This window comes from Stieleria varia, assembly GCF_038443385.1.
Taxonomy (GTDB): Bacteria; Planctomycetota; Planctomycetia; order Pirellulales; family Pirellulaceae; genus Stieleria; species Stieleria varia.
Genome location: NZ_CP151726.1, coordinates 3,123,741 through 3,144,361 on the forward strand (window position 1 = coordinate 3,123,741; position 20,621 = coordinate 3,144,361).

12 protein-coding genes are annotated in these 20,621 nt (G+C 56.3%); 6 read left to right on the forward strand and 6 right to left on the reverse strand.

The features are described 5' to 3' along the window. Positions 1-11: 11 nt before the first annotated feature. On the reverse strand, positions 12-2,639 hold the full coding sequence (locus Pla52nx_RS10345) for a transglutaminase TgpA family protein (protein ID WP_197454823.1): 2,628 nt from the start codon (positions 2,637-2,639) through the stop codon (positions 12-14). Next, positions 2,636-4,066, reverse strand: a complete 1,431-nt coding sequence (locus Pla52nx_RS10350; RefSeq protein WP_146521615.1) for a DUF58 domain-containing protein — start codon at positions 4,064-4,066, stop codon at positions 2,636-2,638. The genes Pla52nx_RS10345 and Pla52nx_RS10350 overlap by 4 nt, the downstream gene beginning before the upstream one ends. A 113-nt stretch (positions 4,067-4,179) precedes the next feature. On the opposite strand from Pla52nx_RS10350, the gene lhgO reads away from it, so the two are divergent. Continuing rightward, entirely contained in the window at positions 4,180-5,403 is a 1,224-nt protein-coding gene (gene lhgO, locus Pla52nx_RS10355) for an L-2-hydroxyglutarate oxidase (protein ID WP_146521616.1), read from the forward strand. 274 nt (positions 5,404-5,677) lie between these two features. On the opposite strand, the gene Pla52nx_RS10360 is transcribed toward lhgO, so the two are convergent. Together Pla52nx_RS10360 and dxr are read right to left on the reverse strand one after the other, a co-directional pair. Next, a complete protein-coding gene (locus Pla52nx_RS10360; RefSeq protein WP_146521617.1) occupies positions 5,678-7,795 on the reverse strand; it encodes a site-2 protease family protein in 2,118 nt (705 codons plus the stop codon). Between the two features lie 39 nt (positions 7,796-7,834). Further along, on the reverse strand, positions 7,835-9,049 hold the full coding sequence (gene dxr / locus Pla52nx_RS10365) for a 1-deoxy-D-xylulose-5-phosphate reductoisomerase (RefSeq protein ID WP_408022648.1): 1,215 nt from the start codon (positions 9,047-9,049) through the stop codon (positions 7,835-7,837). Positions 9,050-9,441: 392 nt separating this feature from the next. On the opposite strand from dxr, the gene ftsH reads away from it, so the two are divergent. The 4 genes from ftsH to Pla52nx_RS10385 all read left to right on the forward strand — a co-directional run bounded on the left by ftsH (position 9,442) and on the right by Pla52nx_RS10385 (position 16,363). Continuing rightward, positions 9,442-11,529: an ATP-dependent zinc metalloprotease FtsH gene (gene ftsH / locus Pla52nx_RS10370; protein WP_146521619.1), complete on the forward strand. Its 2,088-nt coding sequence runs from the start codon at positions 9,442-9,444 to the stop codon at positions 11,527-11,529. Positions 11,530-12,848: 1,319 nt separating this feature from the next. Next, positions 12,849-13,349 carry a DDE-type integrase/transposase/recombinase gene (locus Pla52nx_RS10375; protein WP_146521620.1) on the forward strand — a complete coding sequence of 167 codons (501 nt, stop codon included), beginning with the start codon at positions 12,849-12,851 and terminating at the stop codon, positions 13,347-13,349. A gap of 1,381 nt (positions 13,350-14,730) precedes the next feature. Further along, the gene (locus tag Pla52nx_RS10380) at positions 14,731-15,408 is read left to right on the forward strand and encodes a PH domain-containing protein (RefSeq protein WP_146521622.1); all 678 of its coding nucleotides are present in this window, start codon (positions 14,731-14,733) and stop codon (positions 15,406-15,408) included. A gap of 373 nt (positions 15,409-15,781) precedes the next feature. Then, positions 15,782-16,363, forward strand: coding sequence for a hypothetical protein (locus tag Pla52nx_RS10385; protein ID WP_146521623.1), 582 nt, complete (start codon positions 15,782-15,784; stop codon positions 16,361-16,363). Positions 16,364-16,398: 35 nt separating this feature from the next. Here Pla52nx_RS10385 and Pla52nx_RS10390 read toward each other — a convergent pair whose 3' ends face one another. Next, complete coding sequence (locus Pla52nx_RS10390; RefSeq protein WP_342190424.1) at positions 16,399-17,190, reverse strand: SDR family oxidoreductase; 792 nt, start codon at positions 17,188-17,190, stop codon at positions 16,399-16,401. A gap of 778 nt (positions 17,191-17,968) precedes the next feature. On the opposite strand from Pla52nx_RS10390, the gene Pla52nx_RS10395 reads away from it, so the two are divergent. Further along, positions 17,969-18,856: a hypothetical protein gene (locus Pla52nx_RS10395; protein WP_197454824.1), complete on the forward strand. Its 888-nt coding sequence runs from the start codon at positions 17,969-17,971 to the stop codon at positions 18,854-18,856. A gap of 370 nt (positions 18,857-19,226) precedes the next feature. Here Pla52nx_RS10395 and Pla52nx_RS10400 read toward each other — a convergent pair whose 3' ends face one another. Next, positions 19,227-20,603 (reverse strand): BBP7 family outer membrane beta-barrel protein, encoded by a 1,377-nt coding sequence (locus Pla52nx_RS10400; protein ID WP_146521626.1) that lies wholly within the window; start codon positions 20,601-20,603, stop codon positions 19,227-19,229. Positions 20,604-20,621: the final 18 nt, after the last annotated feature.

A 20,621-nucleotide genomic window follows, 5' to 3' on the forward strand; every position in this document is an offset into this window, starting at 1 on the left:
AACAGCCTCTGTTATACACCACAGGTCAAGTCAGCGTGCCGCCGTTGCTGGACGGCGGCACGTAGCCTGTCCAACGCCCCCTCGATTTGCTGAATCTCCTCAGAACCACCCCGAGCGTCTGGTCTCTCCGACCTGCCACCATATCGCTGCTGAACAAATGCCCCTGTCAAAATCGAGAGGGGTTGGGACAGCGATTCGGATTGTCCTTGTTGGGCAACGCGGCGCAGCAACTCACTGGGGGTCTCGTGCTTGCCCCGGACGATCCCGATTTGCGAAAGCACCTCCAGGGCGTCACGGTAAAAACTCAATTGCGGCGCGGTGGATGGCGTGTCTGCTTGTTCGCCGCTCGCGGAACGTCTCAACAGGCGGAACATCCGAATTCGAAACACAGGAAAATGAGCCAACAACAGAGCAAGGGCTGAGACGGTAATGACCAAGGCGGCTACCGGCGGCGAAAAAAGTTTCTTGAGTGATACCGTTTCACCGTCAAAATCTCCGGTGTTGAAGGCGGCCAGTTTCTGACGCAAGGAGCTGACCCACGCGAGCCTTGTACCGTCTGCGTCGTCAGCCTCGCGATTTCCGATCGCTTGGTTCTGGCGTTCCGCGTTCATGTCCACGACGTATTCTTCCCAGATGTTCTTGGCCAAGTCGATGACCGTGTCGACTTGCCCGGTCCCGCTGCCTTGCATGCCGCCCTGACCTGGCGTTGGGTCCAGGCGAAGCCAATACTGGCCACGGTCCGGTTGTCCGGCGACCGTGATTCCACCTGGCATCTGCTCACGATCGATCAATGCCTCCACCCAAGCATGCGCGTGCTGCTGTCGAGCAATGTAATACTGCCCCAAGTCGCTGTACTCGTCCGTGCGATAGCCGACGATCACTCGCGAAGGAATCCCGACGCTGCGCAACATCATCGCCAGGGCCGAGGCAAAGTACTGACAGTGCCCGCGGCGATCCTTGGCGACAAATTGCTCGATCGGATCGACCCCCTCCGCCTTGGCCGCATTCAGATTGACCGTGTAGGTGTAGCGTGGATCGGTGGCAAGGTGCAACTGAAACGCTTTGGCCACCGAATAGGAGTTGCGTTGCGCAGCGGGCAATTGCTGCATCAACGTCTGTGCCAGTTCGACAACGGTCGGCATCTGTTGCCGGTTGATCGATAACAGTTGATCCGCGTAGGTGGGCTCACGATCTCCTCGAAACCGATCACGAAAAGATTGCGAAATCGAAAACACGTCGCTGGCCATGATTCGTTCCGCCGGGCTTGCGCTGACAATCCAATCCGACTGCTCGCCACGAAAAAATGCGTTCGTTCCGAATCGATACTTGATCCGTGGAAACGGCCGCACGATGTCGCGTCTGGTCAACGTCCAACGATCAACCGCGTGAGTGACGATGCGTTGACCGCCATCATTGTGATAGGGGGCAATGGCAAACAGCGACGCGCTGTTCATCGGTTCGCACGTGATCTCGACTTGGACCGAATCGTATGCCCCGCGCTCCCCTCTACGAATCGGAAAGTACTCCGGCGGCAAATCTTGGGCGCCGCTGATGGGCCCCGTCGGCAACGAGTTCCATGTCGATATGGCCTGACTCAAATCGACCGAATATTTCTCCAACGTACGACCTCTCAGGTACATACCGTTTTTCAATCGATACGACGTGCCGGTATCACGATCGGTCAACACGATTCGCAACGCCGTGTCCGCGTTCTGCATCATGTGCCCCAATTGCTCCAAGCGGATCTGATCGTCAAACCCGATCAACGTCTTACCGGTGCCCGGAGCCCGATTCGCGTCCATCTTTCGCGGCAAGACATAGAAGAACACCGTGCTGATCACAAGCACCGCGGGCGTCAACGTCATCAACGCGTACCATGGCCAACGTGTAGACGATTGCAACAGGGAACCTGCTGCAGTTGGCGACCAGCTTTGGATCGTTGCCGGACCGTCCTTGGACGCCACCAATGGCAACAGCAGCCAAGACATGACCAACGATCGCGGACGCTCTCTCGGATCCGACAAGCCCGACGATGCGGCTTTCGGGGACACCGCAACATCATCCAGTGTCGATGTGATCCCCAATAGACTCAATGCACAACCACCCACCAATGCGGTGGGCAACAACCAAAGACCATAGTTGATCGCATCATTAAAGATCGCAGCGACAACCAGTTCCAGCAAACAGAACACTCCCAATTGCTCATAGATCCGCCGCGATTTGACTTGCAACATCAAAACCGCTTGTACCAACACCAACAACAGGGCAACAGAGATCATCTGCTGCTCACTGCGATCGGGATCCGACCAAAAATCCTTGACGCAGTATGCCGCCGCGCCGCCCATCGCAACATAAGCACCGATCGGCGGCAAGGACGCGATTCGTAACCAATCGACGAACACAAATCCGACAATTGCAGAGAGAATCGCGATCACTGCGATGCTCTCCGTGCCCTGCCCGGAGGACAAAACCATTCCGCCTGCCATGGACAACAACGCAAATTGCATCTTCAGCTTGATGTCGGCCGTGTCGATGTTGCGACTATCGCTTTCGACGGTCGCAGGCGACGTCACCAAGGATTCGAAGTCCGAATGGCGTTGCGAACTGCGTGTTACGGGGTTCCGTGTTGCGGAGTTCATTGCGTCGCTCCAAAACCATTGACAACACCCGGTGAGGTTCGATCTGCGTCTGAGCGACTGGGACCTGAGCGACTGGGACCTGAGCGACTGGGACCTGAGCGATTCGAAACTGGTTCGGCATCTGGCGACACCACCATCTGGTTCCATGTGTCACTCGTCACATCGACCCAAGCCAGCTTGTGCCTGCGTTTCCAGTCGCCCAACAATGAACGTAGTGAATTGCGATACGTTCCGTCACTTTTCCGCTCGTCCTGTTGACTCGCGTCGTCGGTGGCTAAGACGTTGTTGATCGAGCGAGGACTCAAGACGACCAAATCAAAACGGTTTCCCAGCCGGCGAGCGACCATTTCAACCGCCGCTTGCAACGCGTCATTTGCTTGATGGCGATCAACAACCGTGGTGTCAGCAAGCATCTGCAAAATCTCAGTGCGACTTGCCACGCCGTGTTGGCTGGCCACCAATCTTGGCGATGCGCCACTGACGCCACAGCAAACCGTGTTGCCGCGGCCGACCATTTCACAAACCATCGTCGCCGCGAGTGAAATCGCGTTTTCCACCGCGCTCGCTCCTGTCGCCATCGGATCGTCCGACATCGCATCCACCAGCAGACAGATCCGGCGACGCACGTTCTGTTCGAACTGCCGCACCGCGGGCTCGCCCAGTCGTGCCGTCGTCCGCCAATGAATCCAACGCGGGCTGTCGCCGTTTTGCCATTCGCGAATGCCAAAGAAGGTGCCGTCGCCGCCGCTGGAACGCGACGTGTCAACGTTCTGACCACGCTGCGCACGAGGCAATTGACGCTGCCAATTCACACGCAATGTCAACAACGCCGGATAAACCATCACCTCCAGTGGACGCTCCACTGTCTGTCGGGCTTCCAATAGCGAAAACGGAAATGTCGTCGAGATGACCGGAGTGCCGAAACGATATCGACCTCTTCGCGTGATCAAACAGCGACAAGTCGCGATCGTGGTCGATTGGGGTGCGATGAAACCGACTGCGCTGGCCAAACGCGCGATGGAGTCCTCCGATGGCCAAGACAGATCCTCCATCTCGTCTTCGACTTTAACCATCCACATCGGTAAGAAACGGCTGCGATTCTGGACCAAGTATCGCAGTGTGAAACGGCGGTCCGCAAAGATCTCCAGGGGAGTCCGCCGCGTCACGTCACCGCAATGGATGACACGCCGACTGCTGCGCCACTGGATCAGCATCACGCCGACCAACAACCCGGCCAACACCAACAACAAGTTGAATCCGCGGATCGCGCCCCCGACCATCGCGAACAGTGCGACGAACAGAAAGTGAAACCCGAGCCGTGTCAATCGATACCGAAACCAGCGACGCAATCGTTTGGGCGTTAAATCTGGCGCAGAACTTGCGGCGTCAGGCGAGTCGACGAGACTGATTTCTGAATCTTCAGCCATGTCGTTGATGCTCGCCAGAGGGGATAAGAAAAGACTTGTCGAAAGAGTATCTTAACATGACCAGAGTCCGCTGAGACACACCCGCCCGCTTCACTTTTTGCAACTTGTCATTCATGCCAACCACGGATTTTTCGGTCATCGGCGGCGGAATCGTTGGATTGGCGACGGCTTGGAAACTGCAACAACGCTACTCGGACGCCCGCGTCTGCGTGCTCGAATCCGAATCCCGCGTGGGAACTCATCAAACCGGACACAATTCCGGCGTCTTGCATTCGGGCATCTACTACCAACCCGGCAGCGTCAAAGCGAGAACGTGTCGGACGGGGAAACGTCAAATGGAGTCGTTCTGTGAGGAACACGCTATCGCATGGGAACGATGTGGCAAAGTCGTTGTGGCAACCAGCCAATCTGAATTGGCGGCGCTAGACGATATCGCCCAACGCGCGGTCCAAAACGGTGTTCAGTTCGAACGGATCGATTCGGATCGCTTGCGAGAATTGGAACCCAGTGTCGCGGGGGTCGCCGCGTTGCATGTTCCTGAAACCGGCATCGTGAACTACCGGTCGGTCGCCGAAAAATTGTCCCAGTTGATCCGCGATGCGGGTGGCGAAGTCCACACGCAGTTTTCCGTCGAGCAGATCCAGATTGGTCAACACGATGTCAAACTCACGAGTCGATCGGGGGACACGCTGGAGTGCGATCAGATCGTCAACTGCGCGGGTCTGTACAGTGATCGCATTTGTCAATTGAGTGGGACCGTACCCTCGGTTCGCATCGTGCCGTTTCGTGGTGAATACTACGACTTGATCCCCGAACGTCGTTCGCTGTGTCGAAACTTGATCTACCCCGTCCCCGATCCCTCGTTTCCTTTTCTGGGCGTTCACTTCACCCGCATGATCGACGGTTGCGTCGAATGCGGCCCCAATGCCGTGCTGGCATTGTCACGCGGTGGTTACGGTTGGAGCAAAATCAACTTGCGTGATTTAGGTGAGACCGTTTTCTGGATCGGATTTCGACGCTTGGCGGCACGGCACTGGCGAGCAGGCTTGGGCGAAATGCATCGCTCGATCAGCAAGGCCGCGTTTGTCAGGGCACTGCAACGTCTGATCCCAACGTTGAAAAGCGAGGACTTGGTCAAGGGACGCGCCGGAGTGCGCGCCCAAGCCATCTCGTCCGATGGCAAACTGGTGGACGAGTTCTTGATCCAGTCCGCCGACCGAGCGACTCATGTGTTGAACGCGCCATCGCCCGGCGCGACCGCATCACTGGCGATCGCCGACACAATTGTCGATCGAGTCGCGTCACCGCCACCTCTCCCAAAGAACGAATCCACGTGAGCCTCAGGCGCTAGCCGTGGGCAGACGTCGCTCTCCCCAAGAACGAATTCACGTGAGCCTCAGGCGCTAGCCGTGGGCAGACGTCGCTCTCCCAAAGAACGAATCCACGTGAGCCTCAGGCGAATGCGAGGGTGAGGGCCTGTCTGCGCAAGTCAACGATTGGGAATGACAAGACGTTTGGCGGGGCACGCTATCGACTTGGAAAGTCGAGCGACGATTGTCGTTCGACTTTCCAAGTCGAAAACGAACACCACCAATCTCAAACAGCGAAAAATTAGCCTGCAATGTCGTTGAAAATCACGAAGGCCATCAGAGCGAGGATCAGCAACACGCCGGCCAACGTCAAACGCATCTCCAGTTCTTCGTTGACCCGTTTGCCCCGGATCAATTCGGCGGTCAGGAAAACCATGTGTCCGCCGTCGAGCGCCGGGACGGGCAAGAAGTTCAGCACGGCAAGGTTCATGCTCAACATGGTCAAGAACATCAACTGTGCCGACAAGCCGCGTTTGGCTTCCATCCCAGCGACCTTGAAAATCATGATCGGGCCACCGACTTGTTTACGGCTGACCTGACCGCGGACTGCCAGTCGCAAAAATCGGAACACGTCGCCCATCCGTCGCTTGGCTTCCCGAAATCCCAACCCGATGGCTTGACCCATCGATGATGCAGTTTGAACGCGTTCGAACCCGGTGAATCCGATTCCACGCTCGAATCGAAAACGTTCATCAACGCCCAATTTGACGACCGATTCGACGATCGTTCCGTCCTTTGCCGATTTAGCAAACACACGAAACCGCGCATCGGCCGGCAGGAATTGCAACGCATCCGAAAAATTGGCAACGTTGTTCTCAGCAGAAAACTCCCAACCTTCACGCAACTGTTGCAGCAGCCCTGCGTAGATGTCGTCTTGCAAATTGCTGGGGATGTCTTCGTCGGTCCACAGCAAGCGGACTTCTTGGATCTTGTCTCCGGGGCTGAGCGGCTGGTTGTTTTCGACATCGTCTGCCAAACGCGACGAATCAAACGCAGCGACTTCAGGCAAAATATCGAATGCAAAACCATACGCGTTCACCGCAGCTTGACCGGCGGCTCCCGACGTCGGCGAAAGAGTTTGCATCATGTCCGACGGCTGGATCGTCACGTCCACCGTCTCTTCGCCGCGTTTGAGCGAAAGCTTTACCGGTTGCTCGGTCGCTAAACGCAACAACAATGATTCCGCATCGATGTCGGTTTCGCCATCGACGCTTGTGATCACATCGCCAACTTGCATGCCGGCTTTCTCTGCCGGACCATCTTTTATCAATGCCATCACAGGGCCGGCGGCAAAACGGATCCCCGACCACGTGCTCGGCTGCGGCGGCATCTCGACCGTGTGCTGCGAACCATCCGCACGCCGCAGTTCCAATGTGATCGTCTTGTCCGGATGGGTGTACATGTAATCGAACAACTTGGACCCGGGGACCAGTGCCTCCTCGTTGATCTTGTTGCCATCAAAGCCCACGATGGAAGCGCCCGCATCGCTGTCCGTCAACACCGTGGCGGCGATGCTGTTGGGTGTCGCAACGGTTTCTTCGGACAACGTCGTGGACGTTGCACTGGTGATCCCGATCATCCGCATGCCGTTGCCCGCCGGGTGCGCCGTCGTATCGAGTTGAAACTCGTGATCGCCGTCGTCGTATTTCACCGTGACATCGATCGGTGAATCCGGATGCTCCAAACTCCCATGCAGGATGGCCGATCGCATTTCACGAAAATGCATTTCGTTGTCGTTGAGTCCGTCCACGGCGACGACTTGCCCGCCCGGCTGCACGCCTGCTTGCCAAGCCGGTCCGCCGGGTGAAACCCCGCCGATCACCGATGGTGTATAGGGAACGCCGGTGCCAAACGCGATCGCGGCAAACATGATCCCGGTGATCACGTTCATGACCACGCCGGCGCTGATGATGATCATCCGCTGCCAAACTTTTTTGGCCGGATAGCTGCGCGGGTCCAACTCCACCGGTTCGTCGTCTTCTTCCGAACCGCCCGAAAGTCGAATTCGCTCGGCTTCCTCCTCCGCTTTGCGCGGATCGTCGTCCTGACCAAGCATCTTGACATAGCCTCCCAATGGGATGATGCCGATGCCGTATTCGGTTTCACCATAAGTGAACTTGCCGAGCGTCCGCGGAAACTTGATCGGACCGATTTTGATCGGCACGTCAAACCCGACGTAAAACTTCTCGCATTTCACGCCAAAGGTCTTCGCAGCCAGGAAGTGTCCCAGTTCGTGGACAAAGATCACGAATCCGATCCCCAACGCCACGCGAGTCCACAATAGGACTTGCGACCAAATCACATAGGCAATGCCATCTGGTTCGGCGGCGGCCAACAACAATCCGAAAGAATCAGTCATGAGTGGGGAATCGGGGTAATGTGTCAGGGTTTGGGGCAATCAGGTGGATGCCGCACAGCAACGCTGGGCTTCGTCGCGAGCCCAACGGTCCAGTTCCAACAGCCGGCTCAGTGTCGGTGTGGACTCAAAATTATGATGGTTCAGGACGGTTTGGCACACCTGGGCGATGTCAGTAAAGCGGATTTGGCCGTCTAAAAACAGGGCGACCGCACATTCGTTGGCCGCATTGACCACCGCACCCGCGGTCCCGCCCACTCGCGCGACTTCGAATCCTAGCCTCAACGCAGGAAATCGCTCCAAGTCCGCCGGCATCAACTGTAGGTCCCAACGCTGAGCCCGGTCCAGTGACGGCGCGATTCCGGGCAATCTGCGGGGGTGGGTCAACGCTAGCTGAATAGGCATTCTCATGTCGGGGGGGCTAAGCTGTGCGATCACCGATCCGTCCGTGAATTCAACCATCGAGTGAATGATCGATTGAGGATGAACCACGACCTCGATCGCTTCGGCCGGCAAATCGAACAGCCAACGCGCCTCGATGATCTCCAAGGCCTTGTTCATCATTGTGGCGGAGTCAATCGAAATCTTGCGGCCCATGTCCCATGTGGGGTGAGCGAGCGCGGATTCCGGGGTCGCGTCACGCATCTGCTGCACGGTGGCTTCGCGAAACGGACCACCGCTGGCGGTCAAAATCAGTTTTTTTACTGCGGACGGGTGGGAGGCGATGCACTGGAAAATTGCCGAATGCTCACTGTCCACCGGCAGAATCTCCGCCCCGCTGGCACTCTTGCGGCCTTCATTGAGCGACTCAGCGACCAGCGAACCGGCCACGACCAGCGTCTCTTTGTTCGCCAAAGCCACTCGTTTGCCGTGCTCGATGGCCGCCAGCGTGCTTTCCAAACCCGCCCGGCCGACAATTGCTGCCACCACAGTATCAACGGCCGGTTCCGACGCGACCTTGACCAGTGCGTCTGGGCCGGTCAGGACTTGGTGTTTGGGCTCCGAATCGCGTTCCGCGTGCGCCGACTGCCAGCACGCGGCCGCTTCCGGCTCCGACATCACCAGACGCGTGTCCGGAGAGCCCATCGCGACCAGCTCCCGCGCTAATTTGTCCACATTGGTGTGCCCGGACGCCGCCCACAGCCGCCAATCGCACTGCGAATCGGTGGCTTGCAAGTGTTTCAGGACGTCCAGCGTCGCGGTCCCAATGCTGCCGGTCGCCCCTAGAACCGCGACGTTACAGGACGTTCGCTGCAAATCCAAATCGCCAGCGGACAGCGAATCGCGTGCGGTCGACGTCGGACGGTTGGCTGGCGATGGGGTCACAGTGGCGATAGTAGAGACGGGGCTAAAATGGGGACGGGTAATAGGTTGCGATGGAATACGGTTTGCGGTGCTTTGGTGGGAGACTGTCAGCGGGTCGCTATGATGAACGATCCCGACCATTGTTACGACCCGCCCGAAACTTGTGCTGCAAAGCGATCGGGTTGCCCTGTTTGCTGGCGACCCCAAGAATGCTGAACGACACTGGGCATCAATCCTGGGTATCAATTCCAGAGCATCCATCCCGGGAATTTGATCCCAATCCTGCAAGTCACGGCAGATCCCTCGGGACACCGATTATCAGACGCCAACCTACAGAGTAATAGATGAGCGACGATCAGCGAAAGAAAGATTCCAACCGGGGCGAGGGCAAAGGCAACGAAACGCGTGGCAGTGGCAGCGTCGTGTTCGTCCTAATCGCCGTCGTCTGTGCGATCGTCGCCAGCGCGTTTTTGATGGGAAATAACACCAATCGAATCCGCTATCCCGACCTGGAACGCCTGCTGCGAGAACACGCCGAGACGCTGGCGTCGTCCAATCCGACGAATCGGCCCAAGATCGAAACCGCCTCGACCCAAGATCCCGCCGTCGTGGTCGAGTATTCCGATCTGCAGTCCGTCTTGTTGGGCGACGAGACGATCACGGGCACCGTGATGTATCGCAAACTGGGCACCGCTGGAAAAGACCGCTCGAACGCTGAGAACGTGCCGAAGTTGGTAAAATTTTCCACGATCCGAGTCCGTAACGACGCCCAAGACGCGTCGCTGAACAAGCTGCTGATCGATTCCGGGGTCCAATGGGACAACGCACGCCCCAACCGCTGGCTGGCCGATCATTGGCTGGAATTGATGATGGTCGCCGCAGTGATCCTGCTGGGCGTGATCATGCTGCGCCGAATCGGCGGGATGGGCTCGCCCATGTCGTTCTCTCGCAGTCGCGGAAAATTGCACGGCCAAGAGGACTTGTCGATCTCCTTCGAAGACGCTGCGGGGATCGACGAAGCCGTGGAGGAGGTCCGCGAAGTCGTCGACTTTCTCAAGAACAGCGAGAAATACCAAGCGCTCGGCGGACGTATCCCCAAAGGCGTGTTGCTCGTCGGGCCTCCCGGAACGGGCAAGACGTTGTTGGCCAAAGCGATCGCGGGCGAAGCCGGTGTGCCGTTCTTTAGCCTCTCCGGCAGCGACTTTGTCGAAATGTTCGTCGGCGTCGGTGCCGCGCGTGTCCGAGACATGTTCCAACAAGCCGTCAGTCGCGCACCGTGCATCATCTTCATCGACGAACTCGACGCGCTCGGAAAGAGCCGTAGTGGATCGGTGGTCGGCGGTCACGACGAACGCGAACAAACACTCAACGCGTTGTTGGTCGAAATGGACGGTTTCGATTCCAACTCCGGCGTCATCGTCATCGCAGCAACCAACCGACCGGAGACCCTCGACGCAGCTTTGTTGCGACCGGGACGTTTTGACCGTCACGTGCTGGTGGATCGACCCGACGTCGCCGGACGCGAAGCGATCTTGAAGGTTCACGTGCGCTCGGTTCGCTTGGCCGACGACGTCGATCTGCGGCACATCGCATCGATCACCAGCGGATTCGTCGGCGCGGACTTGGCCAACCTGGTCAACGAAGCCGCTTTGTTGGCAGCGCGTGGCGACAAGACCAGCGTGTCGACCCAAGAGTTCGACGAAGCCGTCGAGCGTGTGACGGCTGGCTTGGAAAAGAAAAACCGCGTGATGAACGAAGACGAGAAAATTCGCGTCGCGTATCACGAAGCCGGCCACGCCTTGGTCGCGGCCGCTTTGCCCAACACCGACCCGGTTCATAAGGTCAGCATCATCCCACGTGGCATCGCGGCACTCGGTTACACGATGCAGCGTCCCGAATCCGAACGGTACTTGATGACCAAGACGGAACTGGAAAGCCGCATGAAGGTCTTGCTGGCCGGAACGCTGACCGAAGAAATGATCTTCCAGGACATCAGCACTGGTGCCCAGAATGACTTGGAACGATGCAGCGAGATCGCTCGCAGCATGGTGATGGATTACGGGATGAGCCGTCTGGGACGCTTGAATTTCCGTCGCAGCACGCGGTCACCGTTCTTGGCCGGCGGCGGAGGCAACGAGTACCAGTTCAGCTACGGTGCCGAAACGGCCAAGATGATCGACAAAGAAGTCGCGAGGATCGTCGAAGACGCATTGACACAGACACGCGAGATCCTGTCACAACGTCGCGAGGTGCTGGAAGCCGTAACGCAAAGGTTGTTGGAAGTCGAAGCGATCGACAACACGGAGTTGAACCGATTGATCCAACAACACACCGGCGGTCCTTGGCTGGTTCCCGGAACCGTCACGGAAAAACCGCGAGCACAAATCCGCACCGACGAAACCGACGCCCAACGCAACGCCAGTGCAACCTGACCATCGTAGGTCATGCTGTGCATGACGAAGTAGAAGTAGGTCATGCTGTGCATGACGAAATACGCTAGCGTCAAGGAGGGACTCAGCACAAAAAAAGATCCATGCAGGGATTCGCTGCGTGAATGGGACGTAGGGAGCGAGGATTTGCTTCGCCGCTTAATCGCACTTGCAGAAGAGGCCAGCGGCCAATCGCCACGCATCGACCCGTCGTGACATGGCGGTCGTGGCATCGTCGCCTGGCTGTGTCGTCGATCGAGCATCTGAGCCCGAACCTCTCAATTCCGATGGCTCTGGTGTGCGGTTACCCAGCTCTGAGGTTGGAACGAAAAAGCCAACCGTCGAAATCCCAATCAGGCAGGCTGTGACAGAGAACAAATAGACATTCGAAAATAAGGCGATTGAAAAAAAGAGTGCCGTGCCGACGACGGAAGCCCAACGTGCGGGCAGCAATCAGAATCCGAGTCCCCCCCAACGTTTCGGTCAGAATGACCATTCTGCTGTACCAAGTTGCCATCAATCTCAACGTCTCGACCTCGAAATGGGAGCGAAAGCCATTGAACATCCAATGATCGCGATCGACAAAATAGATGTCATATAAAACATCGCCGGACCAATAATGACCGTTGTTACCGGCCTCGCTGCGGTCGTAGTTCTCGCCTTTTTAGGGCCGGAATGTGGTCGTGTTAGAGCGTGATTGTTACACCGTGAATTCGGTACACGTTCTCCCGCCCTCGCAGCCTGTACCTCGCCCCTTTTCAAACGCGTTGCACGTAAATGGCAGGGCACATGGGTGGTCTTTCTCGCCCACTGTTCTTCTCATGCGAACTCGGGGGAGCTATGGTGACGCGATGGATTTTTGCTTCCACAATTCAACGCGACTAACAGCTCGCCTTGCTCAAATGTTCCCCCTGTCGCCTGTCCAGGCAACTCTCGCGCATCTCAAGGCAGCCTTCCACGGCACGTCGCTCAATCCGATCGCCGCTTTTCAAGCCCACACGCAGAGCTTCTTCATCTGAGCTTCTTCATCTGAGCGGCTACCCAAGCGATCACCCAGTGCGTGGGGCAAATCCATCCGCCAACCGGCGGTCGACACGGTAGCTCAGCGGTAACACTCGGGCTTTGTTCACCACTGCATCATCGTCGACTGTCCGAATTGATGTCGCAAGATCGGGGAACGAAGTCTTCGTTTCCATCGAGCAACACAACACGACGATTGAATGACGGCAAGACGCTCCTAAACTCGCCGCAAATCGAACCCCAACCGGCACGAACTGCTCAAGGAAGACCCCGGCGGCAACAAGCAACGTTTGGCGTTCAGCATGCAGTACGCCAACCAACTCTGGCAAGCCGACACGATGTTCGGGCCGCACGTCGACCGACGGCAAACCAAACTGATCGCTTTCATCGATGATGCCAGCCGCGTGCTCTGTCACGGCGAATTCTTCTTCGAGGAAAACGTCGACTCGATGGTCCGCGCTATCCGCAGTGCGTTTTACAAACGCGGACTTCCGGAGCAGTTGCTCGTCGACAACGGATCGATCTACTTTTGCCAGGAGATCACGCTGATCTGTGCCCGCGTGGGATGCATCTTGCGACACACGGCGGTTCGAGACGCGGCGGCCAAGGGAAAGATCGAACGCTTCTTTCGCCGAGTCCGCGATCCGTTCTTGATCCGCCTGCGTGGCCGAAAGATCGTGCTGCGTCACGAACGTCATCGCGATGGCGACGTGATCGTCTACGAAGGTGGCCGCCGGATCGGTAAGGCCCGCCTGCTGGACGCCGTGGCCAACGGCATGATGCGCCGGAAAGAAACCTCGTGAGCCTCGGGCGCTAGCCGTGGGCCCCGTACCACAATCCGCACCTCGATGCCTCGTGGCCTCAGACGCTAGGCGTGGATTGGCACGAAGACAGTCTGCGCATATCAGCCGCCACGCGATAGCGTCCGGTTCTCCCGCCTGTCATCGGGAACCGGACGCTATCGCGCGCCGGCTGATGAATCATCCGCGCCTAGCCGTGGGCCCCGAAACACAATCCGCACCACTCGTCCACCACGGCTCCCTGGTATGCCCCCAGCTTTTCTGGGGGAGAAGGGCTGGGGATGAGGGGGCTGAGCGCTGAAACGTTGCTTCACCCAACACGCATCCATCCCAAGCGACTTCGAGCACGAAAAGCCAACTACCAACTTCACTCCTCCCATTTCCAACATCCACCCATGATCAGATCCTACTTTCTCTGATTCGAAGCTCCTTCCGTCGAGCTTGTCGCGGCGGAGGAAACAACTGACGGCTACTTGCCCAGGCCAGCAAAACTTCCCCACCGCCCGCGAATCGCCTTTGGCGATTCGCGGGCGGTGGGGAAGTGAATGCGATTGTGTTACCGGGTAGCTGCCAGTTGTTGCTCCGAACCGGGGCAAGCCCGGCGGAAGCAAAGAATCCATCTTGCGTCGACCGTGAATGCCGCCAGCCGCAACCTTTTGCAGCCCGGCTTTCGACAGCCAAGCGTCCCCATAACTACCCCCGTCCCATTTTCTCGTCCGCTCGAAAGCAGCGTAGTCGGCATCTTTGTGAAAAATCGTCGCTCGCAAATTGTCGCGATTCAGCGCGTGATACAAACCGCCCGCTTCATCGGCACGTGGTGGTCGGGGCATGGAAAGGTTTTCCGAAAAGGGACGTTTGACACAGCGTAACCTGCGAAGAACCAAAAACAAAGAGGCCTGACCCCTTTGTTCATCGACGAACGCTATTGGACCGAGCTAGTCGATAATCGATCGATGAACGGTTGCACCACAATTCGGTTTCGCGTGAACGAACCATTGAGAGAGTTTGCAGTATGGGGTTGATCGACAGCATTGATCGACACCGCAGTGAGCACACATCCACTGCAGACGTTTCCGTTGCCCCTATCGATCGTCTCTTGGCACGATTTTTGCGTCTCCTAGCGACCCATGGTCATATGCTGCAGGCCAGCATGGCGAGTGCCAATCTCGCGAGTTGAACTTTGATCCCAGCACGTGGGTAAGCAAAGTTCTCTGAAAAGATCTGCTTCGCCAGCAATTGACTCGTCGTTCGATAGCTCACGTTCATCATCATTCTTTCGACAAAGAACGATGTTACAGAACGATGTTGATGGCAACACCCAATCCCACTCCTCTGAATTCAACTCCTCAGTACGGCATCGCCGTTTCTATGGTAGGAAAGAACAATGGACACAGAAACCGCTGACCTCACGTCTCTCGTCTATCGCTGTCCGATGTGTAGAAAGGCCGTTGAAGTCGATCCACACCTCACGGGTGAAGTCATCACATGCCCAAATTGCGATCGGCTTTTCGAAGTCGTCCCACCACAAGCTCATCCGGTCTCTGCTGACGAGAAGATCGATCGCAGCGAAATCCTCAAGGGCAAGGAGGTTGCCGATAGTGAAGCAGTCGAGCGGACGATTCATCCTGTCGTTTTCCGTCGGCATCTGGTGGGAACGATTGTGTGCAGTGTCTTGTTGATTGCCGGTGTCGCCGGTTTGTCGCTGGGGCTTTCAGGTCGAGATGTGCAATGGGTCTCAAGCTCAACGCTCATCGTCTTGTCCGCGATTGCTGCAGGCATTGCTGCACTCATGCTGGCGAAATGGTTTGTCGAGAGTCGATTTCAGTCTTTACAGATCACCAACGAACGATCCATCTACCGTCGAGGTATCTTCAACCGCAGCACCAGTGAGGTGCGGCATAGTGATGTCCGCAACCTAAAGGTCCATCAAAACCTTTACGAGCGACTGCTGAGATTTGGCGACATTGCCGTCTCAAGTGCCGGCCAGGACGACATGGAAGTGGTCATGAATGACATCCCACAGCCCAACGAGGTCGTTGATTTGATCCGCAGTCGTCAGTGATCGAACTGAAAATGACGAACTGGCATGAACAAGGCGAACGCTTGGCGGGAGGCCTGCATTTGTGTAACGACTGATGTGTGGTGGACTGTACAAGCCTCGTTTGCCGTCACGAAGGTCAGCGTGCGTTTCGCGGAACGATGATGACAAATGGAGCGGAAGCCGAACGAACTGATCTCATCTTCTGTACAATTTGTACTGGGCACTGTCCGTTGACGCGCTGTCCGTCGACCGTGAGCCGACGCCGGCTAGCCATAGATGGTTGTCCTGGAATACCGTCGTTTTTGGGTCGGTGGCTAGCGGCATCGTCCCAGATCCAACGAGATGATGATTGAAAATCTTTTCTTAGTTTCCCCGTTCTCCTGGGAGTGTATCCATGAGCTGGGCTACCCATTTTATGCTCCTCTGTGCCACATGTGCTTTAACATCTGGCCTTGTCGTCGCTGATGACGAACCGCCTAATCTGCCGCCGCCGCATTTGACGCAAATCGTTTTCGGGAAGATGGATTTGCTTGATGGAAAGCCACGGTTGATTCTGATGCTCGACTCCTATCGCGTAGAGCGTCTTCGGATCGAAGAAACAAGACGTGTTGTTCGCATTGACGAAGCCGAGGGGCAGGGAGGCGATGCAACAGAAACAGTGGTCGAGGAACCGACGACAACAAATCACGAGATTGTTCGAATGAAATCAGCCGGCATGAAGCCGAAGGTCGTCGATTTGAATGATGTTAAGTTTTTTGATATCCATTGGACTGCAATTTCAATCGAACAGGCAGCCGAACAATTGAAAGCTGCAGGGCCAATCTTTCTGCTAGACGCAGGAGTCAGAGCCGGACCTTTCAGTTCCGCCCAGTTGCGGGCGTTGAATCCTAAGACCTTGATCTTAGTAACCCCCAATCGTATTCGCCAAATACCCCGCGAAGCCGATCCTTTTGGTGGTGATCCTTTTGGTGGATGATCCTTTCGCAGCACCTGCGCTGTTCAGGTTTCCAATCAAACCGGGGTTTTTCCGCCGCTGCATCCGTAGACTTCTCCGGTGACAAAACTGGCTTCAGGACTGGCGAGCCAAACGTACAGCGGAGCCAACTCGGCTGGCTGAGCTGGACGCATGAACAAAGTGTCTTTGCCGAAGTTTTCAAACTTATCTTTTGGCATCGAACCGGGGATGAACGGCGTCCAGACAGGGCCCGGCGCAACCGCGTTGACTCGCACGCCTTGCTCCATTGCCAGCTTTGCCGTCGCCTTTGTCATCCCGATCAATGCCGATTTGGTCGTTGCATACGGGAGCAAATAAGGCGACGGATCATACCTCTGTATTGACACGGTATTGATGATGCTACCACCTACAGGCAATCGACTCATCGCGGCACGAGAAAGCCAAAACGGAGCGTACAAATTGGTCTTCAGAATTCGATCGAACACTTCCGTCGAAAACGCTTCAATCTCTTCTTCCGTTTCTTGAAACGCTGCATTGTTGACTAAGATGTCCAATGCCCCCAAGCCGCTGATTGTCCTGTCAATGATTTCCTCGCAAAATGTTTCTTCTCTTAAGTCACCGGGAAGACAGATCGCCTGCTGACCCGCTGCTTCAACAAGCTGCCTCGTTTCTTGAGCGTCTGAGTCTTCCGACAGATAGCTGATCGCCACATTGGCACCTTCCCGAGCGTAACTGATTGCGATCGCTCGACCGATCCCGCTGTCCGCGCCAGTGATCAACGCTGAAAGTCCTTGAAGCTTCCCTGACCCCCGGTAAGTAGACTCGCCATGGTCGAGGTCGGGCACCATCACCGATAAGAATCCGCTCGCCGCGGATCGCGACCTCAGTATCATCCCACGCCGCAACCACATCGGGGCGAAACCTGAGAATCAAGTGATAATGTGTCGATAGAATCGCGAAGCTGATCAGGTCGATCCGAAAGCGATGAGTAGCAGACGAAGCTTGCCGTTTTAACACGTCAGGTGGCACCGTCAACCCTATTCAAAGTGCTGTGTCCCGATTCGTTCTTCCTTGTTCGACGATCCCGCAATCTGTTCATTGAACACTCAGACTGCTTTCTAAGCGGATGATTTATTCATTGCTCGTTGCGTTGAAAACGTTTCGTCACAACGATGGCTTGTTCACGAGACCGCGAAGTTTGCAACTTCCCTATTCGTAATCTCAACCGCCCGACACAGCGTCGCGTGAGGCCGTCGTTTTCAGTGGTGATCGATCCAGCTTCGCCAAGTTTGAATTCGATTTCACACCGTCCATTACTTGTTCTAACGTGCAGGCGTCTCGTCGATGCTCGCTATGGATGCGCATTCTGGATTGCTGAATCGGCACCAATGAGAATTCGATCGATGCCAGATACCAATCCGCCAAAACGACGTTTCAATGGTGGGCGATGGATGATTCGGCACGTACATGCGCCTTTCTGGGCGACCGCGTTGGCATAACGTTTGCCCCGATAGGAGCAGTAAGTATTGGAAGCGGCGCCGACTGGAAGTTGCCCCCAATATCTCTCGTTCTCAAAAACTTCCACACACGTTCTAGGTAGGTACTATGACAATTCTAAGATCCTCAATGCTAGCGCTGAGCGGAATCGCGCTCACACTTTCATTCACAACGGCACCCGACGTGTCAGCACAAGACACTAGCCGAAATCAAACGCAGAAAAATTCTCGCCAGCAAGACCGATCTGACGGCAGTTCCGTTCAACCGCATGGTCACGACGATGCCAAGTCAAAACATCAAGCTCAGATTCCAGAGATGCTGCAAGACCTGGATCTGAAAGACCAACAGAAGGAGCAGATTCGGACGAAAATGAGCGAGTTCAACAACCGAAGCCGGCAAGCTCTGCAGAAGTACAACCGTAAACACCTGGAAGCGGTTGAATTGGAAGCTGCTTGGGTCGCTGCGGTCAGAAATACGTTGTCCGAGGAAGATCAGCAAACGTTTGATCGAAATCGACAAACCATGAGCAAGAAAAACGCGATGAAGGAAGGTCGTGCGAAACGTTCAAGCGATACAAAGTCTGCTAGCAATCGCGACTCGCAAGATTCGAAAAAACAGTACGCGAAAAAAGACAAATCGCAGGAACAAAGGTCAGCCGACTCCGATGCTTTGAGTCAATCACGCGATTCGAACTCCAACCGTCAGTCGAGCGATTCTCAGCAATCGGACTCGGGCAATCAGGAGGGCTTTTGGGTCGTCACCGTCACTTCGCCTGTGATTTACATGGAGGGCACCAACTCTACGCAGGAGCAGAAATCAGAATGCGATAAGATGTGCCAACAGTTTTCACAGAGAATCGAAAAAGCATGGAGCGAAACGCATGAACTTCATCACAAGTTGGTGATGATCGAGGCGGAGCGTCTGATGGCAATCGAAAAGATTCTGACCGACGATCAACTCAAGCAACTTGAGCAAAATCGTAACGGATCAAACGACTTGGCCGCTTCGACGCGCTGAGCCGCAGAATTGACCGTTACGAATTTGACGCATTGTCTTTCCGGCATGTTGACATCCTACGTCAGCGATGCGATCCCCTGATGATCGCCCCACGAACCGAGAAGTATTCGCCATTGGTGAGGCTTCTCGGTTCTTTTTTTGATTTCATCCGAGCACTGGATGATTGAGGACAGGGATGATAGACAGATGATTGGGGACAGCAGATGATTGGGGACAGAGCACTTTGCCAGGAGGGTGAGGAACAGAGGTCCTTGCCCCTGGTCTGCATCGACCCTGGTCTGCATCAAGCATGGAGTGTGAGCCCCTTGGGGTGCTCAACGGACTGTATTTGTCGTTACGCCAGTGGTGAATCGTCTAGTGAGCCAAGCGTTTAGAATTGCAGTTCGCCGCCGAGCGTTAGACCGTGCGCAAGATAGTCGGTCTCTCGCCACAAGACTCGGGGGCGGAAGGCGCCCGTCAGTGGGTCGTCTCCCGGTGCAAACAATCCCGGATTGAGATCGGTATCGATCTGCTCCGACGCGCGGACCACGTTGGGGAAATACAGAGCCGAATAGCCGATCGTGGCATGCAACGATCGGGTCAGCCGCACTCCCAAACGCAAGCCAAGCTCGGGAATCATCGTGAATTCGTCTCGCCGATGGTTGCCGATGTTGGAACGCTGTGCGTAAAGTCCTCCGGAGGAATCGATGGCGACACCGGATTCCACTGCACGATTGCTGCCGCTGATGTTGATCGTTTGCTCGTTCGTGCCTGCGGCCACGCGGAGGGACGATTCCAGCCAAGCACGCTGCAGCGTCATGCGATGCAAGACACCAAACTGGATTCCGTCGAACTCGTTGCGGGTCTCGAATCGATCGACCAACGACAACGTGCCGGGAATGTTGCTGATCTGTGATGTCAGGTTCTCATTGATTGTGATTCGGTCGTCCAAATCGACTCCGCGATAACCGACCAAGAAGTGGACACCGTCTGGACTGGCACACGGATCCAAGCATGGCCCGGGTGCCGGACACAGTGCGATGCGTGCACCGAGCATCAACGAACTCAGATCGCTGCTGGATGAAATATTGGTTCCGCCGGCAACGATGCCGGGGTAGGCAATCAATTGGGCTGTTTCTTGGCCGGCGGCCACGTCAAAGAATGGTCTGGCGAGGATCGGTGATCCGTTGCTGCCAGTGTTGTAGCCGTCGGTCTGTTCGGCGAGATTGATGTACTCGACGTCCAGTCCCACGCGTTGATCCGGCGTAATCCACAGTCCGCCCATCAAACGCACGCCGCTGGTGGCACCGCCATTGATTTCGCCGCCGCCAAATAGAACGGAAGTTCCCGTTTCGCCCAAGACACCTGCTGTGTCGCTAGGCGTTCCCGCTGGGCTGGTCGTGACCATTCGAGGCGTTCGCATGCCGTCGACGTCCCACAGCAGGTAGTCTGCGGCAAAGTAAACGCGGTTGTGCAGTCGTGGAAAGAGCGGCGGGCGTTCAAAGCCCGAGTTGGCATAACCAGGATTGGCAAACCATCCTCCTTGAAAGAGCCGTCCGTCTCCGATCGAAGTGCCAAATAGTCCCGTCGGCGCGACGGCGGTGGTACCAGGCCCAACGATCGCGTACGGGTCTCCTTCGGATTGCAAGAATCCTTGAGCGTACGTGCCCGGGATGGGCTGTTGCGCCGACGCGGGTTGCGGGGTTGCGACCAGGCAGGTCAGCAAACACAGCAGGACGGCGATGATGTCACGTTGACGAGGCCGCAAGGAGACTTCTCCGGCAAT